Source organism: Kribbella sp. NPDC026611 (assembly GCF_040638345.1).
Lineage (GTDB): Bacteria > Actinomycetota > Actinomycetes > Propionibacteriales > Kribbellaceae > Kribbella.
The window spans coordinates 189,413-208,458 of the sequence record NZ_JBEZYC010000004.1; the positions used below are offsets into that span (position 1 = coordinate 189,413).

Here is a 19,046-nt window from a genome sequence, read left to right on the forward strand (position 1 = left end):
GCTCAAGGTCACCGTTTCGCTCGGACTTGCTGCTGCGGACCTCACGGTACGGCAACGATGTCTCACCGGACCGCACCGGATCCGTTAATGTCACGGCCGGTGGGGACAGCACGGAGTACCGAGCAGGTGGTCTGGCGAGCGCGGCTCGTGCTGGGCTGCCTTGCTCTCGTCGCCCTGTGCTTCCAGCATGCGCCGGGCAAGATCGTCCCCGAGAGCAAGCTGGAGCTCACCGCCTCGCCCGGCCGCTTGCTGGAGCGAGCCCTGCACCTGTGGGACCCGCAGAGCGGCTTCGGCCAGCTGCAGAGCGATGCCTACGGTTACCTGGTCCCGTTGGGGCCGGTGCACTGGTTGCTCGACGCGCTGTCGGTGCCGGACTGGATCACGCAGCGGCTTTGGTGGTCGCTGGTCCTCTGCGTCGGGTTCCTCGGGGTCTGGAAGTTGTGTCACGCCTTGCGGTACGGCGTCCCGACGACACGCTTTGCCGTTGCGCTGCTGTACGTCGTGCTGCCGCGGACCTTCGGCGAGCTGCCGATCGACGTCTGGCCGATGGCGATCGCGCCCTGGGTGCTGCTGTCGCTCGTTTCGACGCGGCCGCGGTCCAGTTGGTGGCGGGTCGGGTGGTCGGCTGTCGCGTTCGCGTTGATCGGTGGTTCGAACCCGATCGCCAACCTGGCCGCACTGGTACTGCCGGCGGCCTGGCTGGTGCGGCGGGCGAAGCTGAAGGTCACACTGGTCTGGCTCGGCTTCGTGGTCGCCGTTTCGCTCTGGTGGCTCGTCCCGCTCCTGCTGCTCAGTCGGTACGGCGTCCCGCCCAGCCTCACGCACTGGCCGGCCGCGGTCGGGCTACTGTTCGGCCTGCCCCTAGCGCTGGCTGCTGCGCGCTACCTGCCCACTCGCGTCAGGCATCGTCGTCTCCTGCCCGTCCTGGCCGCCGTCCTGGCCGCCGTCCTGGCCGCGGCCGCTGCTCTGCCCGTGGTGCTGATCCGGCCGGACAGTGCGTACGACTCCATTCCTGGGCAGTGGCAGCAGGCTGCGGCGTGGCTCGACGGGCAGTCCGAACCGGGCAGCGTCCTGGTCGTGCCGGCCGCGCAGCCGCTGGAGGCCCTGCTCACGCGGCCGACAGCAGCCGCTACCGAGGACGTCGAGCAGCGACTCGCATCCGGGATCGGCGACCAGGCACTCCGCCAGGAGCTCGCCCGCAGCGGCATCCGGTACGTCGTAGTCGGCAGGGACACCCCGGAGGCCGTGTACCGGAGCCTCAAGACGGCTGGGCTGCGCCGGGTGGCGGCGTACGGGCCGATGGTTCAGCGCTACCGCAGTGTGGAGGTCTACGACGCCGGTCCGACCAGTGCGAGTCGGCTGGTCCCGCAGTCCCGGTTGGTGGAGGTCAGTGGGACGGCTGACGACGTACCGACGGTGCTGACCGCTCTTGGTGGCAGTCGTGAGGCCGTGCTCAGTGCGGACGCGGCCGCTGGGCAGTTCGTGGGGTTGCCGCTGATTCGGACCGACGACGCGGCGCCAACGCGTCAGCCGAGCGCGGTGGTGTTCCGGAACGCTGCCAACGCGGGCGAGTTCAGCCGGATGATGCAGCTGCCACAGGCGGCGTCGTACGAGGTGCGTGGGACTGCGCTGGCCCAGGGCGACCTGAAGAAGCCGGTGAGCTCGACCGGGCGGGTAGGGACGTACTGCGGCAACGGGCCGGCCATTCGGATCGACGGTGTGCCGGTGCGGACCCAGCTGAAGGCGACCGCGCAGGACGGGCGGCCGGTGGCGTACAGCCTGTGCGGGGTGGCAAGCGTTCCGCTGCGCTCCGGCCGGCACCAGGTGGATGTGCAGGCGACCGGCGGGTTCGTGCCGACCGAGGTGACGCTGGCCAAGGCGGGGTTCGGCGATGTGGCCGTGACGCCGGTGCAGGGTGTAGACGTCTGGCGGCCCAATCCCGCCGAGCTGACGGTCGAGGTACCGCTGGCCAACGAGCAGTCCGTGCTGGCGGTCGCGCAGAACTACGACGCGGGCTGGATTGCGTACGACAGTGCCGGGCAGCGGTTGACGCCGATCCGGATCGACGGGTGGCAGCAGGGCTGGCTGCTGCCGGCAGGGCCCGAGCAGGCGGTCACCGCCCGCTTCATGCCGGACCGCGCCTACCGCGCGGGGTTGCTGGTTGGGTTGCTCGCGCTGCTGACGGTCCTGGCCACTGCGGTGTTCTTACCCAGGCGCGTGAGCGGTCGCTCGATCCAGCGGTAGCTGACAGCGGCGAGGGCGACCGACCCGACCAGGGTCACCGGCAGCAGGACAACGAACGGCGCATCGACCAGGGCCAGTACGACGAACTGGTAGGCGACCACGCCGTACGACAGGCGGCCGGCGAGCTGTCCGATCCGGCCGCCGAGCACCCGGACGGTCTGCGCGGTTGGCGTCAGGACCGGGAACAGCACACAGGCCACGATCACGGTGTAGAGCAGGTTCTTCAGCAACGCCTGGGCCGGTGCGGGCTCGGACTGGTCGAACGGTCCGGCCAGTGGAGTCGCAGCGATGAGCAGCAGGGCCGCAGCGATTCCCCAGAGTGTGCCGGGGAGCCTGGTGAGGGTGTCCAGGGCAGACGTGCCGAGTCGTCCGGTTGCGCGAGCCACCTGCCACAGTGCGAAGCCCATGCCGACGGCGAACCAGCCCAGGTACCCAGGCAGCCACAACCGAGCCTGCGGATGGCCAGTAGCAGTCACCACCGCCATCCAGACGGGGCCGAGGACGGTCAGCGCGACCAGGACCAGCATTCGCCAACGGACACTGCGCCGGGTCGGACGCTCGTACCCAGTCAGCAGTCGGCCGAGCCCCGGCAGCAACAGGTAGAAGAGCAGCGGGGTCAGGAGCGCCCAGCGCAGGTAGGCGGCGTCAGACGACCCCAGCAGCAGGCAGAGCGCCACAGTGACGACCAGCGCCGGCAGGATGCGCAAGGCCCGGCCACGCAGGTACGACAGCGTGAGCGGCGGCTCCGCGCCGGAGAACCACGCCAGCACGTGCGGGCGGTAGAGCAGGAAGCCGGAGATCGCGAAGAACACCGCCCACCCGACGTCCAGCCGGGACACCAGCGCGCCGAACGGGGGATCGGAGTGCCGCCCGACGAGCGAGGTCAGTACGGCGAGCGCCGCGATGGCGCGGAGCCCGTCCAGAGCCCGGAAACGCGTCACGCGTCGCCTCCCTTGTGCGCGGTCCAGATGGCAGTCCCTGGGACGAAGCGGCCGCGCTCCGGTCCCCAGCCGCCCCAGACCATGTCGTGTCCGGCCGGCCACTCCGGTTCGAGCAGGTCGTCGACCACCAGCCCGGCGCTGGTCAGTTCACGGATCCAGTCACCGGTTGTCCGGTGGTGCTCGGCGTAGACCGCAGTACCGGCGTCGTCGACCTCGACGTACGGCGTCCGGTCGAAGTACGAGTGGGTGATGCGCAGTCCGGCCGCGGTCGGGTCGTCCGGCATGGTCCAGCGGAACGGGTGGGTCACCGAGAAGACCAGCAGGCCGCCCGGCTTCAGCACGCGAGCGATCTCGCGCAGCGCCGTACCGGCGTCGGCCACGAAGGGCAGTGCGCCAAAGGCTGAGCACACGATGTCGAACGTCGCGCTGCAGTACGGGAGCGCGGTGGCGTCAGCCGCGACCGTGCGGACCGCGGTACCGGTGCGTACGTCGAGCTGCTGCGCGATCCGGAGCTGCTCGATCGAGATGTCAAAGGCAACGACATTCGCTCCCTGTCCCACCAGCCACCGCGAGCACTGAGCGGCTCCACAGCCGACCTCGAGCACTCGCTTGCCACGGACAGGTCCGAGCAGCTGCGCCGCCTCTTCGTCCACACCCTCCGGGCACCAGATGAACCGGTCGTCGCCGAGGAACTCGCCATGCTCGACCAGGTACTCATCAGCCGCGGAGTCCCAGTAGGTACGGCTGGCATGCGAGGTCTCCGCCTCGGTCAGCTCCACCCGCACCGGCTTGTTCACCCGGGACACTTTAGTGTCGAGCGCATGAGCGACTTCGCAGCCAGTGCCGTTCCCTTGACCGGCGGCTACGGCGGGCAGACGTTCGCGGTCAGCGCCGGTGGCGAAGAGGCAGTGCTCAAGTTCTACGCCACCGACCCGGATCGGGCGGTGGTGGACGCCGCCCTGCTCCAGCTGGTTCGTGGGCTGCTCCCGGTGCCGCGAGTGCTCGATCTGAAGCGCGAGGGCTCGTACGACGACCCGCCGTACCTGCTGACCGAGCGCCTGCCCGGGGTGAACCTGCAGGTCTTCCTGGAGACCGCCACTGCCGATCAGCGGCGGACGGTCGGGACTCAGCTGGGCGAGCTGCTGGCCCGGCTGAGCGGCATGCCGTTCCTGAAGGCGGGGATGTTCCGGGATGGCGACCTGACGATCGAACCGTTCCAGCTGGGTGACCTGGAGCAGTACGCCGCCGGCCTGGGGCTCGGGGTGGACCTGACCTCCGTGCTGGACCAGGCGGAGGACCTGCTGGCCGATGGTCTGGACCGGGTCTGTCTCGTGCACAGCGACTTCAACCCGAAGAACCTGTTGGTCGACCCGGAGACGGCCCGGATCACCGGGCTGATCGACTGGGAGTTCGCTCACGCGGGTTCGCCGTACGCCGATCTCGGAAACCTTTTCCGCTTCTGCGAGGATCGGGTGCTGGCGGGTGCCGTGCTCGACGAATTGGACCTGGGGGAGCGAGTGGTGGACCGGGCCCGCGCGGCCGACCTGTGGGCCTTGCTGGACCTCGCCACCCGGGCTGACCTGCACGAAGTCGGTGCCGCCGCCTACCGGCTGGTCTCCCGAATGGCGGACACCAGGGACCTTGCGGGCGGCCGTCCGGACCTGGACGTCGTACGCTGAGGTCAATGGCACGTCGGGACACCTCGGCGGGCGGCCGGTCGGGACCGGGTGCCCCAGGTTGTGCTGCCTTCGTCAAGACCGGTATTCTGTGAGATGCGCTATGGGCCCGCGCGACCTCGGACGGAGCAGGCTCGTGCTCGCAGCTAGTCGGTGGTGAATCTGTGCTCTTCAGGCAATCCAGCGGTGTGGTGCGATCCAACGGCTCATTGACGCGACCTCACGACACCACCAGTCCACGGAGCAACCCACCACATGACGGCCAGCATCGAGGCACCTCTCGACCCCGCAGTACGCACCACCCCGCAGGTAGCGGTCAATGACATCGGGTCGGAGGAAGACTTCCTCGCGGCGATCGATCAGACCATCAAGTACTTCAACGACGGCGACATCGTCGAGGGCACCATCGTCAAGGTCGACCGGGACGAGGTCCTGCTCGACATCGGTTACAAGACCGAAGGCGTGATTCCCTCCCGCGAGCTGTCGATCAAGCACGACGTCGACCCGAACGAGGTCGTCAACGTCGGCGATCACGTCGAGGCCCTGGTTCTCCAGAAGGAGGACAAGGAAGGCCGTCTGATCCTCTCGAAGAAGCGCGCCCAGTACGAGAAGGCCTGGGGCACGATCGAGAAGATCAAGGAAGAGGACGGCGTCGTCACCGGTACCGTCATCGAGGTCGTCAAGGGTGGTCTCATCCTGGACATCGGCCTCCGTGGCTTCCTGCCGGCCTCGCTCGTCGAGATGCGCCGGGTCCGCGACCTCCAGCCGTACGTCGGCCAGGAGATCGAGGCCAAGATCATCGAGCTGGACAAGAACCGCAACAACGTGGTCCTGTCCCGCCGGGCGTGGCTGGAGCAGACGCAGTCCGAGGTGCGGATGAACTTCCTCACCCAGCTGCAGAAGGGCCAGATCCGCAAGGGTGTCGTGTCCTCGATCGTCAACTTCGGTGCGTTCGTGGACCTCGGCGGCGTGGACGGCCTGGTGCACGTGTCGGAGCTGTCCTGGAAGCACATCGACCACCCGACCGAGGTGGTCGAGGTCGGCCAGGAGGTCACCGTCGAGGTGCTGGACGTCGACATGGACCGCGAGCGCGTCTCGCTGTCGCTGAAGGCGACCCAGGAAGACCCGTGGCAGCAGTTCGCCCGGACCCACCAGATGGGCCAGATCGTGCCCGGCAAGGTCACCAAGCTGGTTCCCTTCGGTGCGTTCGTCCGCGTGGAGGAGGGCATCGAGGGTCTGGTGCACATCTCCGAGCTGGCCGAGCGGCACGTCGAGATCCCGGAGCAGGTCGTCCAGGTGAACGACGACGTGATGGTCAAGATCATCGACATCGACCTGGAGCGGCGCCGGATCTCGCTGTCGCTGAAGCAGGCCAACGAGGGTGTCGACCCGGTCTCGGACGACTTCGACCCGACGCTCTACGGCATGACGGCGACGTACGACGACCAGGGCAACTACATCTACCCGGAGGGCTTCGACCCGGAGACGGGCGAGTGGCTCGAGGGCTTCGACGCACAGCGCGAGGAGTGGGAGCGGCAGTACGCCGAGGCCCACACGCGCTGGGAGGCCCACAAGAAGCAGATCGAGGACGCCAAGACGGCGGACGTCGAGGCCGGCGAGGCATCGACGTACTCGTCCGCGGCCGCCCCGAAGGACGACGCTCCCGTCGAGGGCGCGCTCGCATCCGACGAGGCCCTGCAGGCCCTCCGCGAAAAACTGACCGGCCAGGGCTGACCCCACCCGGTTGCTCCCGAGACCCCCGCACCCCCAGGGCGCGGGGGTCTCGCACGTCCGAAGAGCAAAGACCAAAAGAACAAAGGAAAGACAAAGATATGGAGTGGGCGGCGCGGGGCTGGCTTCGGCGTCTGGTGCCGGTTAGCCCGGACCCGGGAACAGCGCACCAATGCCGGCCCAGGCTTCAACGTCACGGCAGGAGACGGACCGTCACCGGCATGCCCACCCAGCCACGCACCCAGGCCACTCTATATTTCTTTCTTTCCTTTCGTTTCTTGATCTTGTCTTTCAGTTCCTTCATTTTCTTTCAGTCATACGGGCGGCGGATTTTGGGTTTGCCGAAGTCGTTGCCCCATTGGCCGTGGCCTTCGCCTTTCATGAGGATTTTTAGCCAGATGACGTGGGCTCGGGCGCCGCTGGCGGAGAAGAAGCCGATTCGGTAGGGCTCGTTGGGGGCGCCGGCTTCCCAGGCGGGGACCTGTTGTTCGCCGTACCGGACCATGCGGATCGGTGGCTCCTCGCCGGCCTGGATCCGGGCCAGGTCCTGCGCACACGCCGGCACCTTCCGCGTCCCTCCGTTGCGGGGCGTCCAGACCACGTCCCGCGCCGCGGGCCCATGCCGAGGGTCGAAGAAGCACGGCGTACGGCGCTCCGGTAGCGGCTCGCCACCCACCCGGGCCCGCACGCAGGCCAGCGCGTACCGGCCGGTGGTCAGCGTGTCGATGACCATGCTGATCGAGTCCACCGAGTCGAGCCTGTCGACCAGCCGCTTGGCCAGCTCGTAAGCGTCCAGAGCAGCCTGATAGTCGTGCCGGGTGTCAGCGTCGAGCTCCTCGCCGTCGAGCAGCTCGCCGAACCGCATGAGCTCTTCGCCGAACTCGACCGCGTCCGCCTCGGCCATCAACCGGACGTGACCCAGCTCGTCTCCGGTCTGCCGCCGTCGGAACCACCCCATAGGTCATGGTAGGTCGTTGAGTAGGGTGCTGGCGTGCTGAGAGTGGGACTGACCGGGGGAATCGGCGCCGGGAAGAGCGCGGTGTCGTCGCGCCTGGTCGCGCGGGGCGCCGTGCTGATCGACTCCGACGTACTGGCGCGCGAGGTGGTCGCGCGCGGGACGGACGGGCTGGCGGAGGTGGTCGCGGCCTTCGGCGACGGCGTACTCACGGCCGACGGTGACCTGGACCGGCCGGCGCTCGGGAAGATCGTGTTCGGCGACGAGACCGCCCGGCGGAAGCTCGAGGCGATCATCCACCCGCGGGTCCGGCACCGGGCCGCGGAGATCGAGGCGGCGGCCGACGACGACGCGATCGTCGTGCACGACATCCCACTGCTGGTCGAGACCGGTCAAGCGGACAAGTTCGACCTCGTCCTCGTGGTCGACGTACCGGTCGAGGTGCAGCTGGAACGGCTGACCACCCAGCGCGGAATGACTGAGGCGGAAGCGAAACAGCGCATCGCCAGCCAGGCGTCCCGCGAGGACCGGCTGGCGGTCGCGGACGTGGTGGTGGACAACTCCGGTTCCCTCGAGGAGCTGGGCCGCCGGATCGGCGACGTGTGGACGACGCTGCGGCAGCACTCCGGCCACGGTCCGGACACGAAAAGGTGACCCTTGCGCGGTAAATGATGAATCCGGGACCGGCTGTACGAGAATCTGTCCCGGTTCGGTCCGGGGCGTTGCCCCGGGGCCGGCCACCGACGGCGCGCCCCGCGCCGGTCCGGACGTCCGAGGTTGGGAGGTTGGCGTGGTCTGCCCGCGCTGCAACTCTGACGTCCCCGAGGTGTCGCACTTCTGCCACCACTGTGGCAACGACATGCGCACCGGGGACGCCGAGCGGAAGAAGGCGTACGCCGCCAGGCCGGATGAGCCGGTGGCGTCGTTCAAACTGGTCTCGACGATCATGCCCCAGGGGTCCGGCCAGCAGCCGTACACCTACAAGGTCGCACTGGGCGTCGCCCTGCTGCTGACCGTGGTGACGGCCGCGCTCGGCGCGCTCCCGGTGGCGATCATGATCGCGGCCTTCGCCATCCCGATCGTCTACATCATCTACCTGTACGACGTGAACCTCTGGGAGGACGAGCCGATCCCGGTGGTCGCGGCAGCCTTCGTGCTGACCGGCGTACTGGCGGCCGTCTTCACCTGGATCTGGAAGGACAAGCTGACGCTGTCCCTGGACACGATCGGCGGCAACAGCGCCGGTCCGTCCGGACGGGACCTGCTCATCCTGCTCCTGCTGGTGCCGGTCGTGTCGGAGCTGATCCGCCAGATCGGCCCGCTCTACCTGGCCTCCCGGCCGCGGTACGACGACCTGATGGACGGCTTCACCTTCGGCGTGGTCGCCGGCGTCGGGTACGCGTGCTTCGAGACGCTGGTGCTGCACTGGGGCTGGATCTCCGGCGGCTTCGCCGGTCCGGGCAGCAGCGCCGGCACGTGGATCTCGATCGTAGTGCTGCACGGCTTCATCAAGCCGCTGGTGTACGGGTCGGCCACCGGCCTCGCCGGTGCGGAGTTCTCCGGCCTGGGCGAGGGGTATGACGGCTTCAGCACGCGCTGGGTCGGCGGACTGCTCCAGGCGATGGCGGTGAACGCGCTGTTCCAGGGCGGGGTCTACCTGCTCGGGTTCGTCGGCGGTCACGGCTCGACGGTCGGCTCGATCCTCGGTGTGGTCTGGGGCCTGTTGCTGCTGGGCGCGCTGATCATCCGGGTGCGGACCGTGCTGCACAAGGGCCTGCTCGAGGCCGCGCTGGAGTCAGCGGCGCGCGGCGGATCCAACCACGCGTCGGGCGACCTGGCGTTCTGCTCGCGTTGTGAGATGCCGCTGCTGCCGCACTCCGACTTCTGCTCCGCATGCGGCAACTCTGTGCGCTCGGTACCGAAATCCGCTCGTGGTGTGACTGCAGCAACCGGAGCGACGACTGGGGAGACGCAGGCATGAGCAACCAGCAGCCACCCTACGGCGGTCAGCCGGGGCAGTCGGGACAGCCAGGACCACAGGGCCAGCCGGGTCAGCCGCCGTACGGCGGACGGCCGCCGCAGCAGGGTCAGCCGGGCCAGCCCGGGTACGGCCAGCCGCCGCAGCAGCCTGGGCCGCCGCCTGGTTACGGTCAGCGGCCCCAGCAGCCGCCGCAGCAGCCGGGCTATGGGCAGCAGCCTGGGTACGGGCAGCCGCCGCAGGCGCCCCCGGGCTACGGCCAGCAGCCGGGACAGCCGCCGTACCAGCAGCCCGGCCAGCCGCCGGGGCAGCAGCAGGCCTTCCCCGGTCAGCAGCAGTACCCGGGTCAGCAGCAGTACCAGCAGCCGGGCTACCCGGGCCAGCAGCAGTACCCCGGTCAGCAGCCATGGGCCCCCGGGTACGGCGGCCAGCCCGCGCGCCGCGGTGGCAGCAAGAAGTCGCTGTTCATCGCCGGTGGCGCGTTCCTCGCCGTCGCCGTGATCGGTGTCGTCCTTGCGGTCGTCTTCAAGGGTGACGACAAGCAGGCCGACCCGAACCCGGCCCCGTCGCCGACGACCAGCCAGCCGTCGCCGGGGACCGACGAGGGCATCGAGGTCGCCGAGGGCGTCTTCGTGAAGCCGCAGCCCGGCTACATCCGCAAGACCGTCGACGGTTTCACCGGCGTCTACCTGCTCAAGCAGGGCGAGGCGTACTTCATGGTGAACGCCTGGAAGGCCGAGTCGGACGAGACCACCGAGACGGTGCTGCCGAAGCTGCTCGAGGCCGAGACCAAGGACCTGTCCCAGGTCAAGACCGGCAGCCCGAAGCTGACCACGCCGGGCGAAGGCGACAACACCCCGGTCAAGAAGGTCACCACGCAGAACTTCGACGCGATCTCGACCAGCCAGAACGGCACCCTGCCGGTGGTCGGGTTCGTCGGCGTGGTCGAGCGCAACGACGGCGTGATCACGATCATCCGGGTGTACGGACGCAAGGACAAGATCAACAGCATCCGGACGGACTCGGACGCGATGCTGCAGTCGGTGGTCAAGAGTCAGTGAGCGGAAAGCGCGACAAGGGTTCCAGCGCCGGCAACCCCTGGGTCAACCAGACGGGGCCGGACGCGGACGGGGGCGACGAGCCGGAGGAGCAGCTCCCGCCGTCGCCCTGGGACCTCGAGGTACCACCACCTCCGTCGCCGTGGGGCGGGGACCCGAACCAGGGTCCCGGCCCCACGACGGAGACCGGCTCGGCCTGGGGTGAGAACGTCGGTCCGCCTTCGCTGCGGCGGCCGGCACCGGAGAAGAAGGGCTTCCGGGTCCCGCCGCTGCTGATCCCGATCGGCGCCGGGCTGATCGTGGTGGCGCTGGTCGCGGTGGCCCTGGTGCTGCTGTCCGGTGGTGGCGACGACAAGGCGGACCCGTCGAAGAGCCCGAGCTCCTCGGGTACGCCGGCCACTCCGACGGCGCCGGCATCGTCGTACCAGCCCCCGCCGAACGCGGTACCGGTCGGCTTCGGCGTGACCGTCGTACCGGTCGAGGGGTGGAGCGTGCTGACGACGGAGAAGCAGGGCAAGCAGCTGGTCACGTACGCGCCGAACGGCGACCCGCGGTCGTTCTTCTGGGTCCGGCAGAAGGAGAACGTCACCGCGCAGGCGTACGTGCTCGGCATCGTCGAGGGCGAGACCGCGAACGAGATCGCGCAGCTCGGCAACGTACGGAACCTGCCGTGCCCGAAGGACGTCTTGGAGGAGTGCGTCGCGATCAGCTACACCTCCACCGCCAAGGACAAGACCGGGGCGGACGTGAAGGTGCAGGGCTACGTCGAGGCGTACCGGCGCAAGGACAAGGTCGTCACGGCGCTGGACTTCCGGACCCGAGTCGACTTCGCCCAGAAGGCCGAAGCGGACGCCGAGACGATGAAGAAGTCGGTGCTCGACAGCCTGTGACGAGCCCCCGGATCTACCCCGAGGAAGAGCTATGAGTCAGCAGTACGGTTCGCAGCCCGCTCCGCCGCCCGCCCCGGCTCCCGGTGGCTGGGGTCCCGGACCGGCTGCTGGTGGGCCCGCGCCGGGCGGCTGGGGTCAAGGGCCTGCGGGTCCTGGTGGGCCTGGTGGACCGGGTGGTCCCGGTGGATGGGGCTCAGGTCCGATGCGGCCGCAGCAGCCGCGAAAGTCGAGCCGGAACCAGTGGATCATCGTGGCCTGTGCGGTCGTCGCGGTCGTGCTGATCGCGGTCGGCGTGGTCGTACTGGTCACCGGTGGTGGCAAGAGCAAGCCGGAGGCGAAGCAGACGCCGAACGCGCCCGGCACGCTCTACACGCCGTCACCGACGCCGTCGCCGGACGACGCCAAGGGCCCGAACGACACCGGCGTCGAGGTCGGCAACGGGATCTGGTTCACGCCGGCCAAGGGCTGGCTCAAGTCGCCGGACAAGTCCATCTCCGGCCAGAACTGGATCCTCCAGCAGTTCAGCGCGCGCGGACTGATCGACGGCTACTACTGGGTCCGGCAGACCGAGCTGTACGACGCCAAGGGCTTCGCCGAGCACCTGGCCGACATCGAGTCCGCCAGCTACCAGGGCGTGAAGATCAGCAAGACGGTCGCCTGCACGCCCGCCAACCCGAAGATCAAGTCCTGCTACGCGCTGTCGTACACCGGCACGTACGTGACCAAGAGCAAGGCGAAGATCGCGATGCGTGGTTTCGTCACCGCCTACCAGGACCAGTTCGACCGGGTGACGGCGACCGACGCCGCGCTCGAGGCACGGGTCTACAACCGCCGGGTGAACGAGCTCATGTACATGAACAACTCCGTCGTGAAGAGCTTCTGACCTGCGGTTTTCAGAAACTGTCGACGCGGGGTCGTACGGTGGTGGGCATGAGAGAGGTGTCGGAACTGCAGCGGATGGTCGCGCCGCTGAAGGTGGAGTCGGACTTCCAGCCGGCCGGTGACCAGCCGGCCGCGATCGCCGACCTGGAGCGGCGGATCAACGCCGGTGAGCAGGATGTCGTGCTGCTGGGCGCGACCGGTACCGGTAAGACCGCGACGATCGCCTGGCTGGCCGAGCGGATCCAGCGGCCGATGCTGATCCTGCAGCCGAACAAGACGCTCGCGGCCCAGTTCGCGAACGAGCTCCGCCACTTCTTCCCGGAGAACGCGGTCGAGTACTTCGTCTCGTACTACGACTACTACCAGCCCGAGGCGTATGTCCCGCAGACGGACACCTACATCGAGAAGGACTCCTCGATCAACGAGGAGGTCGAGCGGCTCCGGCACTCGGCCACCTGGTCGCTGCTGACCCGTCGCGACGTGGTCGTGGTCGCGACCGTGTCCTGCATCTACGGCCTGGGCTCCGCCGACGAGTACATGAACCGGATGATTCATGTGAAGGTCGGCACCGAGATGGACCGCGACGGCCTGCTCCGCAAGCTGGTCGGCGTGCAGTACGCGCGCAACGACCTGGCCGGCACCCGCGGCACGTTCCGGGTCCGCGGCGACACACTCGAGGTCTTCCCGGTGTACCAGGAGCTGGCCGTCCGGGTGGAGTTCTTCGGTGACGAGATCGAGCGGGTGATGACGCTGCACCCGGTCACCGGCGAAGTGCTCAGCGAGGAGGACGAGGTCTACATCGGTGCCGCCACGCACTACGTGACCGCGCCGGAGAAGATGGAGCGCGCGATCACCTCGATCGAGGCCGAGCTCGCGGAGCGCCTCACCGAGCTGGAGCGGAACGGTCAGCTGCTCGAGGCGCAGCGGCTGCGGATGCGGACGACGTACGACATCGAGATGATGCGGCAGATCGGCACCTGCTCCGGGATCGAGAACTACTCGCGGCACACCGACGGCCGCGAGCCCGGTTCGGCGCCGCACTGCCTGCTCGACTACTTCCCCGAGGACTTCCTGCTCGTCATCGACGAGTCGCACGTGACCGTCCCGCAGATCGGCGGGATGTACGAGGGCGACATGTCCCGGAAGCGGACGCTGGTCGAGCACGGGTTCCGGCTGCCGTCGGCGATGGACAACCGGCCGCTGCGCTGGGAGGAGTTCCTGGAGCGGATCGGCCAGACGGTCTACCTGTCCGCGACCCCGGGGCAGTACGAGCAGGACAAGTCGGACGGGTTCGTCGAGCAGATCATCCGGCCGACCGGTCTGGTCGACCCCGAGGTGATCGTGAAGCCGACCAAGGGCCAGATCGACGACCTGATCCACGAGATCCGGGGCCGGGTCGAGCGCGACGAGCGGGTCCTGGTGACGACGCTGACCAAGAAGATGTCCGAGGACCTGACCGACTACCTGCTCGAGATGGGCATCCGGACGCGGTACCTGCACAGCGAGGTGGACACGCTGCGGCGGGTCGAGCTGCTGCGCGAGCTGCGGATGGGCGAGTTCGACGTCCTCGTCGGCATCAACCTGCTGCGCGAGGGTCTGGACCTGCCCGAGGTGTCGCTGGTCGCGATCCTGGACGCGGACAAGGAAGGCTTCCTGCGCTCCGGCCGATCGCTGATCCAGACCATCGGCCGCGCGGCGCGGAACGTGTCCGGCCAGGTGTTCATGTACGCCGACAGGATCACGCCGTCGATGGAGCAGGCGATCGACGAGACCAACCGGCGGCGCGCGAAGCAGACGGCGTACAACGAGGAGCACGGGATCGACCCGCAGCCGCTGCGGAAGCGGATCGCGGACATCACCGACATGCTGGCCCGCGAGGACGCGGACACCGCGGAGCTGCTCGGCTCCGGGCGGACGCAGTCGCGCGGCAAGGCGCCGGTGCCGGGTGGCGGCAAGGGCCGTGCCGGTGACCGGGCGGGGGAGAAGGCGAAGGAGCTGGCCGGTGGCCTGCCGTCCTCCGACCTCGCGGACCTGATCCAGCAGCTGACCGACCAGATGCACAACGCGGCCGCCGAGCTCCAGTTCGAGGTCGCGGCCCGGTTCCGCGACGAGATCTCCGAGCTGAAGAAGGAGCTCCGCCAGATGACGAACGCCGGCGCGAAGTAGGTCAGCTCCGCGGCGGTCCGCTGCGACGTACGACGGTGTGGCGGGGCGACTCGTCCACCGTCAGGGTGAAGATGTCCGGCCGTGCGTAGTGGCCGACGGAGTCGAAGTCGAAGTACCCGCGATCGAGTTCGGCGAGGTCGAGCTCCGCGACGAGGACACCCTCGCCGGTCCGCAACGGGCCGGCGAGGATCTCGCCGAGCGGCGAGATGATCGTGCTGCCGCCGTTGATCAGCACGGTCGCAGGTGTCGTTGAGGTATCGGTCAGGTACTGGTTCGCGCTGACGACGAAGCAGCGGCCCTCGAGCGCGATGTGGCGCATCGTCGCCTGCCACTGCTCGCGGTCGTCGACCGTCGGGGCGCACCAGATCTCGACGCCCTTCGCGTACATCGACTGGCGGAACAGCGGCATGTAGTTCTCCCAGCAGATCGCGGCGCCGAGCGTCGCGAACCCGGTCCGGACCGCGGGCATCGTCGAGCCGTCGCCCTGACCCCAGAGGTACCGCTCGGCCGCGGTCGGCATCAGCTTCCGGTGGTGCGCCACCAGGCCGTGCTGCGGATCGATGAACACCGCGGTGCAGTAGAGCGTCCCGCCGTCGCGCTCGATCACCCCCGCGACCAGGTGTACGTCGAGCTCGGCCGCCAGCTCCGCGAGCCGCCCGACCTCCGGCCCGTCGAGCGTGACGGCTGCCTCGCGGTACCGGCGGAACAGCTCGCGACCCTCGGGCGACCGTGAGCCGACCACGATCCCGAAGTCGGCGCCCTTCGGGTAACCACCGAGGAACGCCTCGGGCAGCACGATCAAGCGAGCCCCGGACGCGGCGGCTTCCCGCACGTAGCGCTCGGCCTTCTCGAGCGTCGCCGGGGTGTCGAACAGCACCGAGCCGGCCTGGACCGCGGCAACCACAACCGATGTCATAGTTCTGTCCCTCCTGGGGTCTAGTGTGCAATTCACGACCAGCCAGCAGGGGGAGGAAGCGTGTTCGATCATCTGTCGGTGCAGTGCGACAACCTGGACGCCAGCCGCCGGTTCTACGAGGCCGTGCTGGGCCCGTTGGGTATCAAGGTGGCGATGGAGTTCGGCGACGTCCTCGGTCTGTCCGGCGCCGACGGCGTACCGAAGTTCTGGCTGGGCAAGCAGACGACGGGTGGGGTGCAGCGCGAGATCCACGTGGCATTCACGGCCCCAGACCGGGCGACCGTCGACCAGATCCACGACGCAGTACAGGAGCTCGGCGCCGAGGTCCTCCACGCACCGAAGGAATGGCCCGAGTACCACCCCGGCTACTACGCCGTCTTCATGCGAGACCCCGACGGCAACAACGTCGAAGCCGTCACCCACAGCTGATGGCGCGGATGGCACGGCTGAGTGGTGCCGACGTGCTGGCTTACTGCCTGGGGAAGCCTGGGGCCTGGCCGGACGAGCCGTGGGAAGGCGACACGGTCGCGAAGGTGGGGGACAAGATCTTCGCGTTTCTCGGCGGCGGGAGCAGCGTCGGGCTGAAGTGTGGGGCGACTCGGGAAGAGGCCGACGAGCTGGTCGAGACCTATCCCGACGCTGTCAGCAAGATGCCGTACCTCGGGCGGTCCGGCTGGAACACCGTGCGGCTGGGCGGGGTCGTGCCCGATGACGAGATCCTCGAGCTGATCGACGCGTCCTACGCGACGGTGGTGTCGAAGCTGCCACGCAGGCTGCGCCCCGAGTGAGGTTCTGAGCAGTTCGTGGTCAGCGGGCGGTGTGGCGGGGCGGCGGACCGGCGGCGAAACCTACAGTCGTGCGATGGGGTCTGACAGCGGGCGGCCGGGCAACGTTCGTGCCGGCCGATCTGGCCGATTTGGGCGAGCTCGATCGACTGACCGAAACGGTCGGCGAGATCGGCATCCTGGTCAACAACGCCGGGTTCTACCCGATGGTCCCGACCGTGGCGGTCACGCCCGACGAGTTCCAGCGGATCTACGACGTCAACCTACGCAGCGCCTACTTCCTGACCGCCTCGATCGCCCCGCGGATGGCCGCGGCCGGCGGTGGCGCGATCGTCAACACGTCCTCGATCGGCGCCCGGATCGGGATGCCGGTCGCCGCGGCGTACAGCGGGACCAAGGCGGCGCTGGAGTCGATGACCCGGTCGTGGTCGGTCGAGTTCGGGTCCGCCGGCGTGCGGGTGAACGCGGTCTGTGCCGGGATGATCCGGACCGACAAGCTGCTGGAGATCGTGCCCGAGGAGCAGATGCAGTTCCTCGGTGCGCAGGCCCCGCTCGGCCGCTACGGGACATCGGAGGACATCGCCGAGGTCGTCCTGTTCCTCGCCTCACCTCGCTCGAGCTTCGTCACCGGCGCGGTGATCGTTGCGGACGGCGGCGTCAGCGTTCCCTGATGCTCCACGGATCGCGGCGCAGTGTTCTATTCTCGACATCCGTGACCGCAGACCCGTTCGACCAGCTCGACCGTGAACTGCTCCACGCGTTGCACGTCGACGCCCGCGCGCCGTTCCGTCGCCTGGCCGAGGTCCTCGGCGTCTCCGACCAGACCGTCGCCCGCCGGTACGCACGGCTCAGGGAGAGCGGCGCCCTCCGCGTCACGGCGCTGAGTCACCCCGGCCGGACCCGGGAGGTGCAGTGGCTGCTGCGGGTGCGCGCCGTACCGAGTGCCGCCGGTGAGGTCGCGGACGCGCTCGCCCGCCGGCCGGACACCAGCTGGGTGAATCTCTGCGCGGGCGGCACCGAGATCGAGTGCACGGTGTACGGCGACGACGTCGGCCCGCTCCTGCTCGAAGTACTGCCCCGGACCAGGCAGGTCATCGACGTTGAGGCCGCCGAGGTTCTCCAGGTCTTCTACGGCGGCGCGGGGTCGCCGTATGCCAAGGCCGGCTCGCTACGTCCCGACCAGGTCGCCGAGCTGCAGCGCCAACCGCCGGCACCCGACTCGACCGGAGCGGCGGTCGCGCTCGACGAGGTCGACCGCCGGCTGTTCGACGAGCTACGGACCGACGGCCGCGCGCCGATCGAGCGCCTCGCGAAGGTCTGCGAGGTGTCCGCACCGACGGTACGCCGACGGCTGCGCGCGCTGGTCGCGACCGGCGTGCTCAGTTTCGACATCGATGCCGACCCACGCCTGCAAGGTGTGCCCGCTCGGGCGATGCTGCGGCTCGCCGTCACCCCGGATCGGCTCGACGCGATCGGCCGCGCCCTCGCCACACACGCCGAGGTCGCCTTCGTAGCCGCCACGACCGGGTCGACGTCGCTCTTCGCGGCGATCGGCAGTCACTCACCCGGCGGCCTGTATCGGTACCTGACGACCCAGATCGCCGGGCAGCCCGGTGTCACCCAGGTCAACCTGACCCCGGTCCTGCGCACGGTCAAGGCCGCGACGACGCGCTACGCCGTACCTCGCTCCGTCGGATAACGACACCCAACCAGCGCGACCTGTCGAGATCCGCACACTTTCGTCCCACCTCACGCTACTTCGTGAGCCGCTCCAGCATGCTGGTCGACGAAATCAATCGTGAGGAGCTCTCTCCATGACCACTCTCGTCATCGGCGCTCGCGGCGCCGTCGGCCGGCACGTTCTCGACGGGCTGCAGGCGGCCCGCGTACCGGTGCGCGCCTCCGTCCGCGACCTCGCGAAGGCCGACTTCGCGCCCGGCATCGACGTCGTCCAGGCCGACCTGACCCGCCCGGAGACGCTCGCCGCGGCCCTGGACGGCGTCAAGCAGGTCTTCCTGTACGCCGAACCCCACGGCGCGACCGCCTTCGGCAAGGCCGCCCGCGCCGCCGGCGTCGAACGTGTCGTCCTGCTGTCCTCGGGGAGCGTGTTGCTGCCCTGGGCAACGTCCAACCCGATCACCGTCGAGCACCGAATGACCGAGGACCTGCTGAGCACCAGCGGCCCGGAGTTGGTGCCGATCCGGCCGCTGGTGTTGGCCAACAACGCCCTGAACTGGGCGTCCTCGATCAGGTCCCGCCGGACCGTCAGCCTCGTCCACCCCGGCTCCGTCTCCGCGCCGATCCACGAACGCGACATCGCCGCAGTCGCCGTCGCGGCCCTGTCCGGCGCCGACCCTCAGGAGGTCTCCGCGCTGCTGACCGGCGCCGAGCCGCTGACCCTGCGCGAGCAGGTCGCCCTGATCGCCGAGGAGCTCGACGAGTCGATCGCCGTCGAGGAGCTCGACGAGCGCCGCGCCCGGGAGATGTTCGGCGTGGGGGAGCCGGAGATCGTCGACGCGATCCTGCACTTCGTCCGCCGGGGGACCGCGGCGGACGGCTGGTTCCGGACCGCCACCGCCGAGCGGGTCCTCGGGCGGCCGCCGGTCCCGTACGCCGAGTGGGCCCGCGACCACGTCGCAGCTTTCCGCTGATCGCGACGAGGTTCATCGGCAACCAATTGATTTCTGAGCATGATTTGGAGTTGTGGACAACCAGCAGTCAGAATAGAGGCGGAGAAGGGGAGTATTCCTTCGCGGCGGCATCGTCATCACGGTCTCGGGTTCACGCCCAGGCCCGGTGCCACCGGCCCGGCCGCACCGGCCAG

Annotated in this window: 18 protein-coding genes; 14 read left to right on the top strand and 4 right to left on the bottom strand. The window is 69.1% G+C overall.

Going from position 1 to position 19,046, the window contains the following annotated elements:
- The first annotated feature begins 99 nt into the window (after positions 1 to 99).
- Positions 100 to 2,244, top strand: a complete 2,145-nt coding sequence (locus tag AB0E69_RS17995; RefSeq protein WP_360146475.1) for an alpha-(1->3)-arabinofuranosyltransferase family protein — start codon at positions 100 to 102, stop codon at positions 2,242 to 2,244.
- Here AB0E69_RS17995 and AB0E69_RS18000 read toward each other — a convergent pair.
- The gene (locus AB0E69_RS18000; RefSeq protein WP_360146478.1) at positions 2,142 to 3,185 is read right to left on the bottom strand and encodes an acyltransferase; all 1,044 of its coding nucleotides are present in this window, start codon (positions 3,183 to 3,185) and stop codon (positions 2,142 to 2,144) included. The genes AB0E69_RS17995 and AB0E69_RS18000 overlap by 103 nt on opposite strands.
- Complete coding sequence (locus tag AB0E69_RS18005) at positions 3,182 to 3,982, bottom strand: class I SAM-dependent methyltransferase (RefSeq protein WP_360146481.1); 801 nt, start codon at positions 3,980 to 3,982, stop codon at positions 3,182 to 3,184. Before AB0E69_RS18005 ends, AB0E69_RS18000 begins: the two co-directional genes overlap by 4 nt.
- 24 nt (positions 3,983 to 4,006) lie before the next feature.
- Here AB0E69_RS18005 and AB0E69_RS18010 point away from each other — a divergent pair, with 24 nt between their 5' ends.
- Positions 4,007 to 4,864: a phosphotransferase gene (locus AB0E69_RS18010; protein WP_360146484.1), complete on the top strand. Its 858-nt coding sequence runs from the start codon at positions 4,007 to 4,009 to the stop codon at positions 4,862 to 4,864.
- A 252-nt stretch (positions 4,865 to 5,116) separates the two neighbouring features.
- The gene (rpsA, locus tag AB0E69_RS18015; protein WP_325040627.1) at positions 5,117 to 6,595 is read left to right on the top strand and encodes a 30S ribosomal protein S1; all 1,479 of its coding nucleotides are present in this window, start codon (positions 5,117 to 5,119) and stop codon (positions 6,593 to 6,595) included.
- Positions 6,596 to 6,902: 307 nt separating this feature from the next.
- Here the strand turns inward: rpsA and AB0E69_RS18020 are convergent, their stop codons facing one another.
- Positions 6,903 to 7,550: a hypothetical protein gene (locus AB0E69_RS18020; protein ID WP_360146487.1), complete on the bottom strand. Its 648-nt coding sequence runs from the start codon at positions 7,548 to 7,550 to the stop codon at positions 6,903 to 6,905.
- A gap of 33 nt (positions 7,551 to 7,583) precedes the next feature.
- On the opposite strand from AB0E69_RS18020, the gene coaE reads away from it, so the two are divergent.
- The 6 genes from coaE to uvrB all read left to right on the top strand — a co-directional run bounded on the left by coaE (position 7,584) and on the right by uvrB (position 14,521).
- Entirely contained in the window at positions 7,584 to 8,201 is a 618-nt protein-coding gene (coaE, locus tag AB0E69_RS18025; protein ID WP_360146490.1) for a dephospho-CoA kinase, read from the top strand.
- 205 nt (positions 8,202 to 8,406) lie between these two features.
- Positions 8,407 to 9,528, top strand: a complete 1,122-nt coding sequence (locus tag AB0E69_RS18030) for a PrsW family glutamic-type intramembrane protease (protein WP_360146493.1) — start codon at positions 8,407 to 8,409, stop codon at positions 9,526 to 9,528.
- Positions 9,525 to 10,586 (top strand): hypothetical protein, encoded by a 1,062-nt coding sequence (locus AB0E69_RS18035; RefSeq protein ID WP_360146496.1) that lies wholly within the window; start codon positions 9,525 to 9,527, stop codon positions 10,584 to 10,586. The genes AB0E69_RS18030 and AB0E69_RS18035 overlap by 4 nt, the downstream gene beginning before the upstream one ends.
- Positions 10,583 to 11,473, top strand: coding sequence for a hypothetical protein (locus AB0E69_RS18040; RefSeq protein WP_360146499.1), 891 nt, complete (start codon positions 10,583 to 10,585; stop codon positions 11,471 to 11,473). The genes AB0E69_RS18035 and AB0E69_RS18040 overlap by 4 nt, the downstream gene beginning before the upstream one ends.
- A gap of 202 nt (positions 11,474 to 11,675) precedes the next feature.
- On the top strand, positions 11,676 to 12,356 hold the full coding sequence (locus tag AB0E69_RS18045) for a hypothetical protein (protein ID WP_360146502.1): 681 nt from the start codon (positions 11,676 to 11,678) through the stop codon (positions 12,354 to 12,356).
- A gap of 47 nt (positions 12,357 to 12,403) precedes the next feature.
- A complete protein-coding gene (uvrB, locus tag AB0E69_RS18050; RefSeq protein WP_360146505.1) occupies positions 12,404 to 14,521 on the top strand; it encodes an excinuclease ABC subunit UvrB in 2,118 nt (705 codons plus the stop codon).
- A gap of 1 nt (position 14,522) precedes the next feature.
- On the opposite strand, the gene AB0E69_RS18055 is transcribed toward uvrB, so the two are convergent.
- Positions 14,523 to 15,437 (bottom strand): carbon-nitrogen hydrolase family protein, encoded by a 915-nt coding sequence (locus AB0E69_RS18055; protein ID WP_360146508.1) that lies wholly within the window; start codon positions 15,435 to 15,437, stop codon positions 14,523 to 14,525.
- A 60-nt stretch (positions 15,438 to 15,497) separates the two neighbouring features.
- On the opposite strand from AB0E69_RS18055, the gene AB0E69_RS18060 reads away from it, so the two are divergent.
- From AB0E69_RS18060 to AB0E69_RS18080, 5 genes are all read left to right on the top strand, one after another.
- On the top strand, positions 15,498 to 15,866 hold the full coding sequence (locus AB0E69_RS18060; RefSeq protein WP_360146511.1) for a VOC family protein: 369 nt from the start codon (positions 15,498 to 15,500) through the stop codon (positions 15,864 to 15,866).
- On the top strand, positions 15,866 to 16,225 hold the full coding sequence (locus tag AB0E69_RS18065; RefSeq protein WP_360146514.1) for an MmcQ/YjbR family DNA-binding protein: 360 nt from the start codon (positions 15,866 to 15,868) through the stop codon (positions 16,223 to 16,225). Before AB0E69_RS18060 ends, AB0E69_RS18065 begins: the two co-directional genes overlap by 1 nt.
- 68 nt (positions 16,226 to 16,293) lie before the next feature.
- Positions 16,294 to 16,893 carry an SDR family oxidoreductase gene (locus AB0E69_RS18070; RefSeq protein ID WP_360146517.1) on the top strand — a complete coding sequence of 200 codons (600 nt, stop codon included), beginning with the start codon at positions 16,294 to 16,296 and terminating at the stop codon, positions 16,891 to 16,893.
- 41 nt (positions 16,894 to 16,934) lie between these two features.
- Complete coding sequence (locus AB0E69_RS18075) at positions 16,935 to 17,921, top strand: Lrp/AsnC family transcriptional regulator (protein WP_360146520.1); 987 nt, start codon at positions 16,935 to 16,937, stop codon at positions 17,919 to 17,921.
- 115 nt (positions 17,922 to 18,036) lie between these two features.
- Positions 18,037 to 18,873, top strand: a complete 837-nt coding sequence (locus AB0E69_RS18080; RefSeq protein WP_360146523.1) for an NAD(P)H-binding protein — start codon at positions 18,037 to 18,039, stop codon at positions 18,871 to 18,873.
- The last annotated feature ends 173 nt before the right edge of the window (positions 18,874 to 19,046 follow it).

Excerpts from the sequence above, each read along its gene's own strand:
- AB0E69_RS18020 (WP_360146487.1), bottom strand. The coding sequence starts at position 7,550 with ATGGGGTGGTTCCGACGGCGGCAGACCGGAGACGAGCTGGGTCACGTC.
- AB0E69_RS18065 (WP_360146514.1), top strand. The coding sequence starts at position 15,866 with ATGGCGCGGATGGCACGGCTGAGTGGTGCCGACGTGCTGGCTTACTGC.
- AB0E69_RS18030 (WP_360146493.1), top strand. The coding sequence starts at position 8,407 with ATGCGCACCGGGGACGCCGAGCGGAAGAAGGCGTACGCCGCCAGGCCG.
- rpsA (WP_325040627.1), top strand. The coding sequence starts at position 5,117 with ATGACGGCCAGCATCGAGGCACCTCTCGACCCCGCAGTACGCACCACC.
- AB0E69_RS18010 (WP_360146484.1), top strand. The coding sequence starts at position 4,007 with ATGAGCGACTTCGCAGCCAGTGCCGTTCCCTTGACCGGCGGCTACGGC.
- AB0E69_RS18055 (WP_360146508.1), bottom strand. The coding sequence starts at position 15,437 with ATGACATCGGTTGTGGTTGCCGCGGTCCAGGCCGGCTCGGTGCTGTTC.
- uvrB (WP_360146505.1), top strand. The coding sequence starts at position 12,404 with ATGAGAGAGGTGTCGGAACTGCAGCGGATGGTCGCGCCGCTGAAGGTG.
- AB0E69_RS18035 (WP_360146496.1), top strand. The coding sequence starts at position 9,525 with ATGAGCAACCAGCAGCCACCCTACGGCGGTCAGCCGGGGCAGTCGGGA.
- AB0E69_RS18080 (WP_360146523.1), top strand. The coding sequence starts at position 18,037 with ATGACCACTCTCGTCATCGGCGCTCGCGGCGCCGTCGGCCGGCACGTT.
- AB0E69_RS18045 (WP_360146502.1), top strand. The coding sequence starts at position 11,676 with ATGCGGCCGCAGCAGCCGCGAAAGTCGAGCCGGAACCAGTGGATCATC.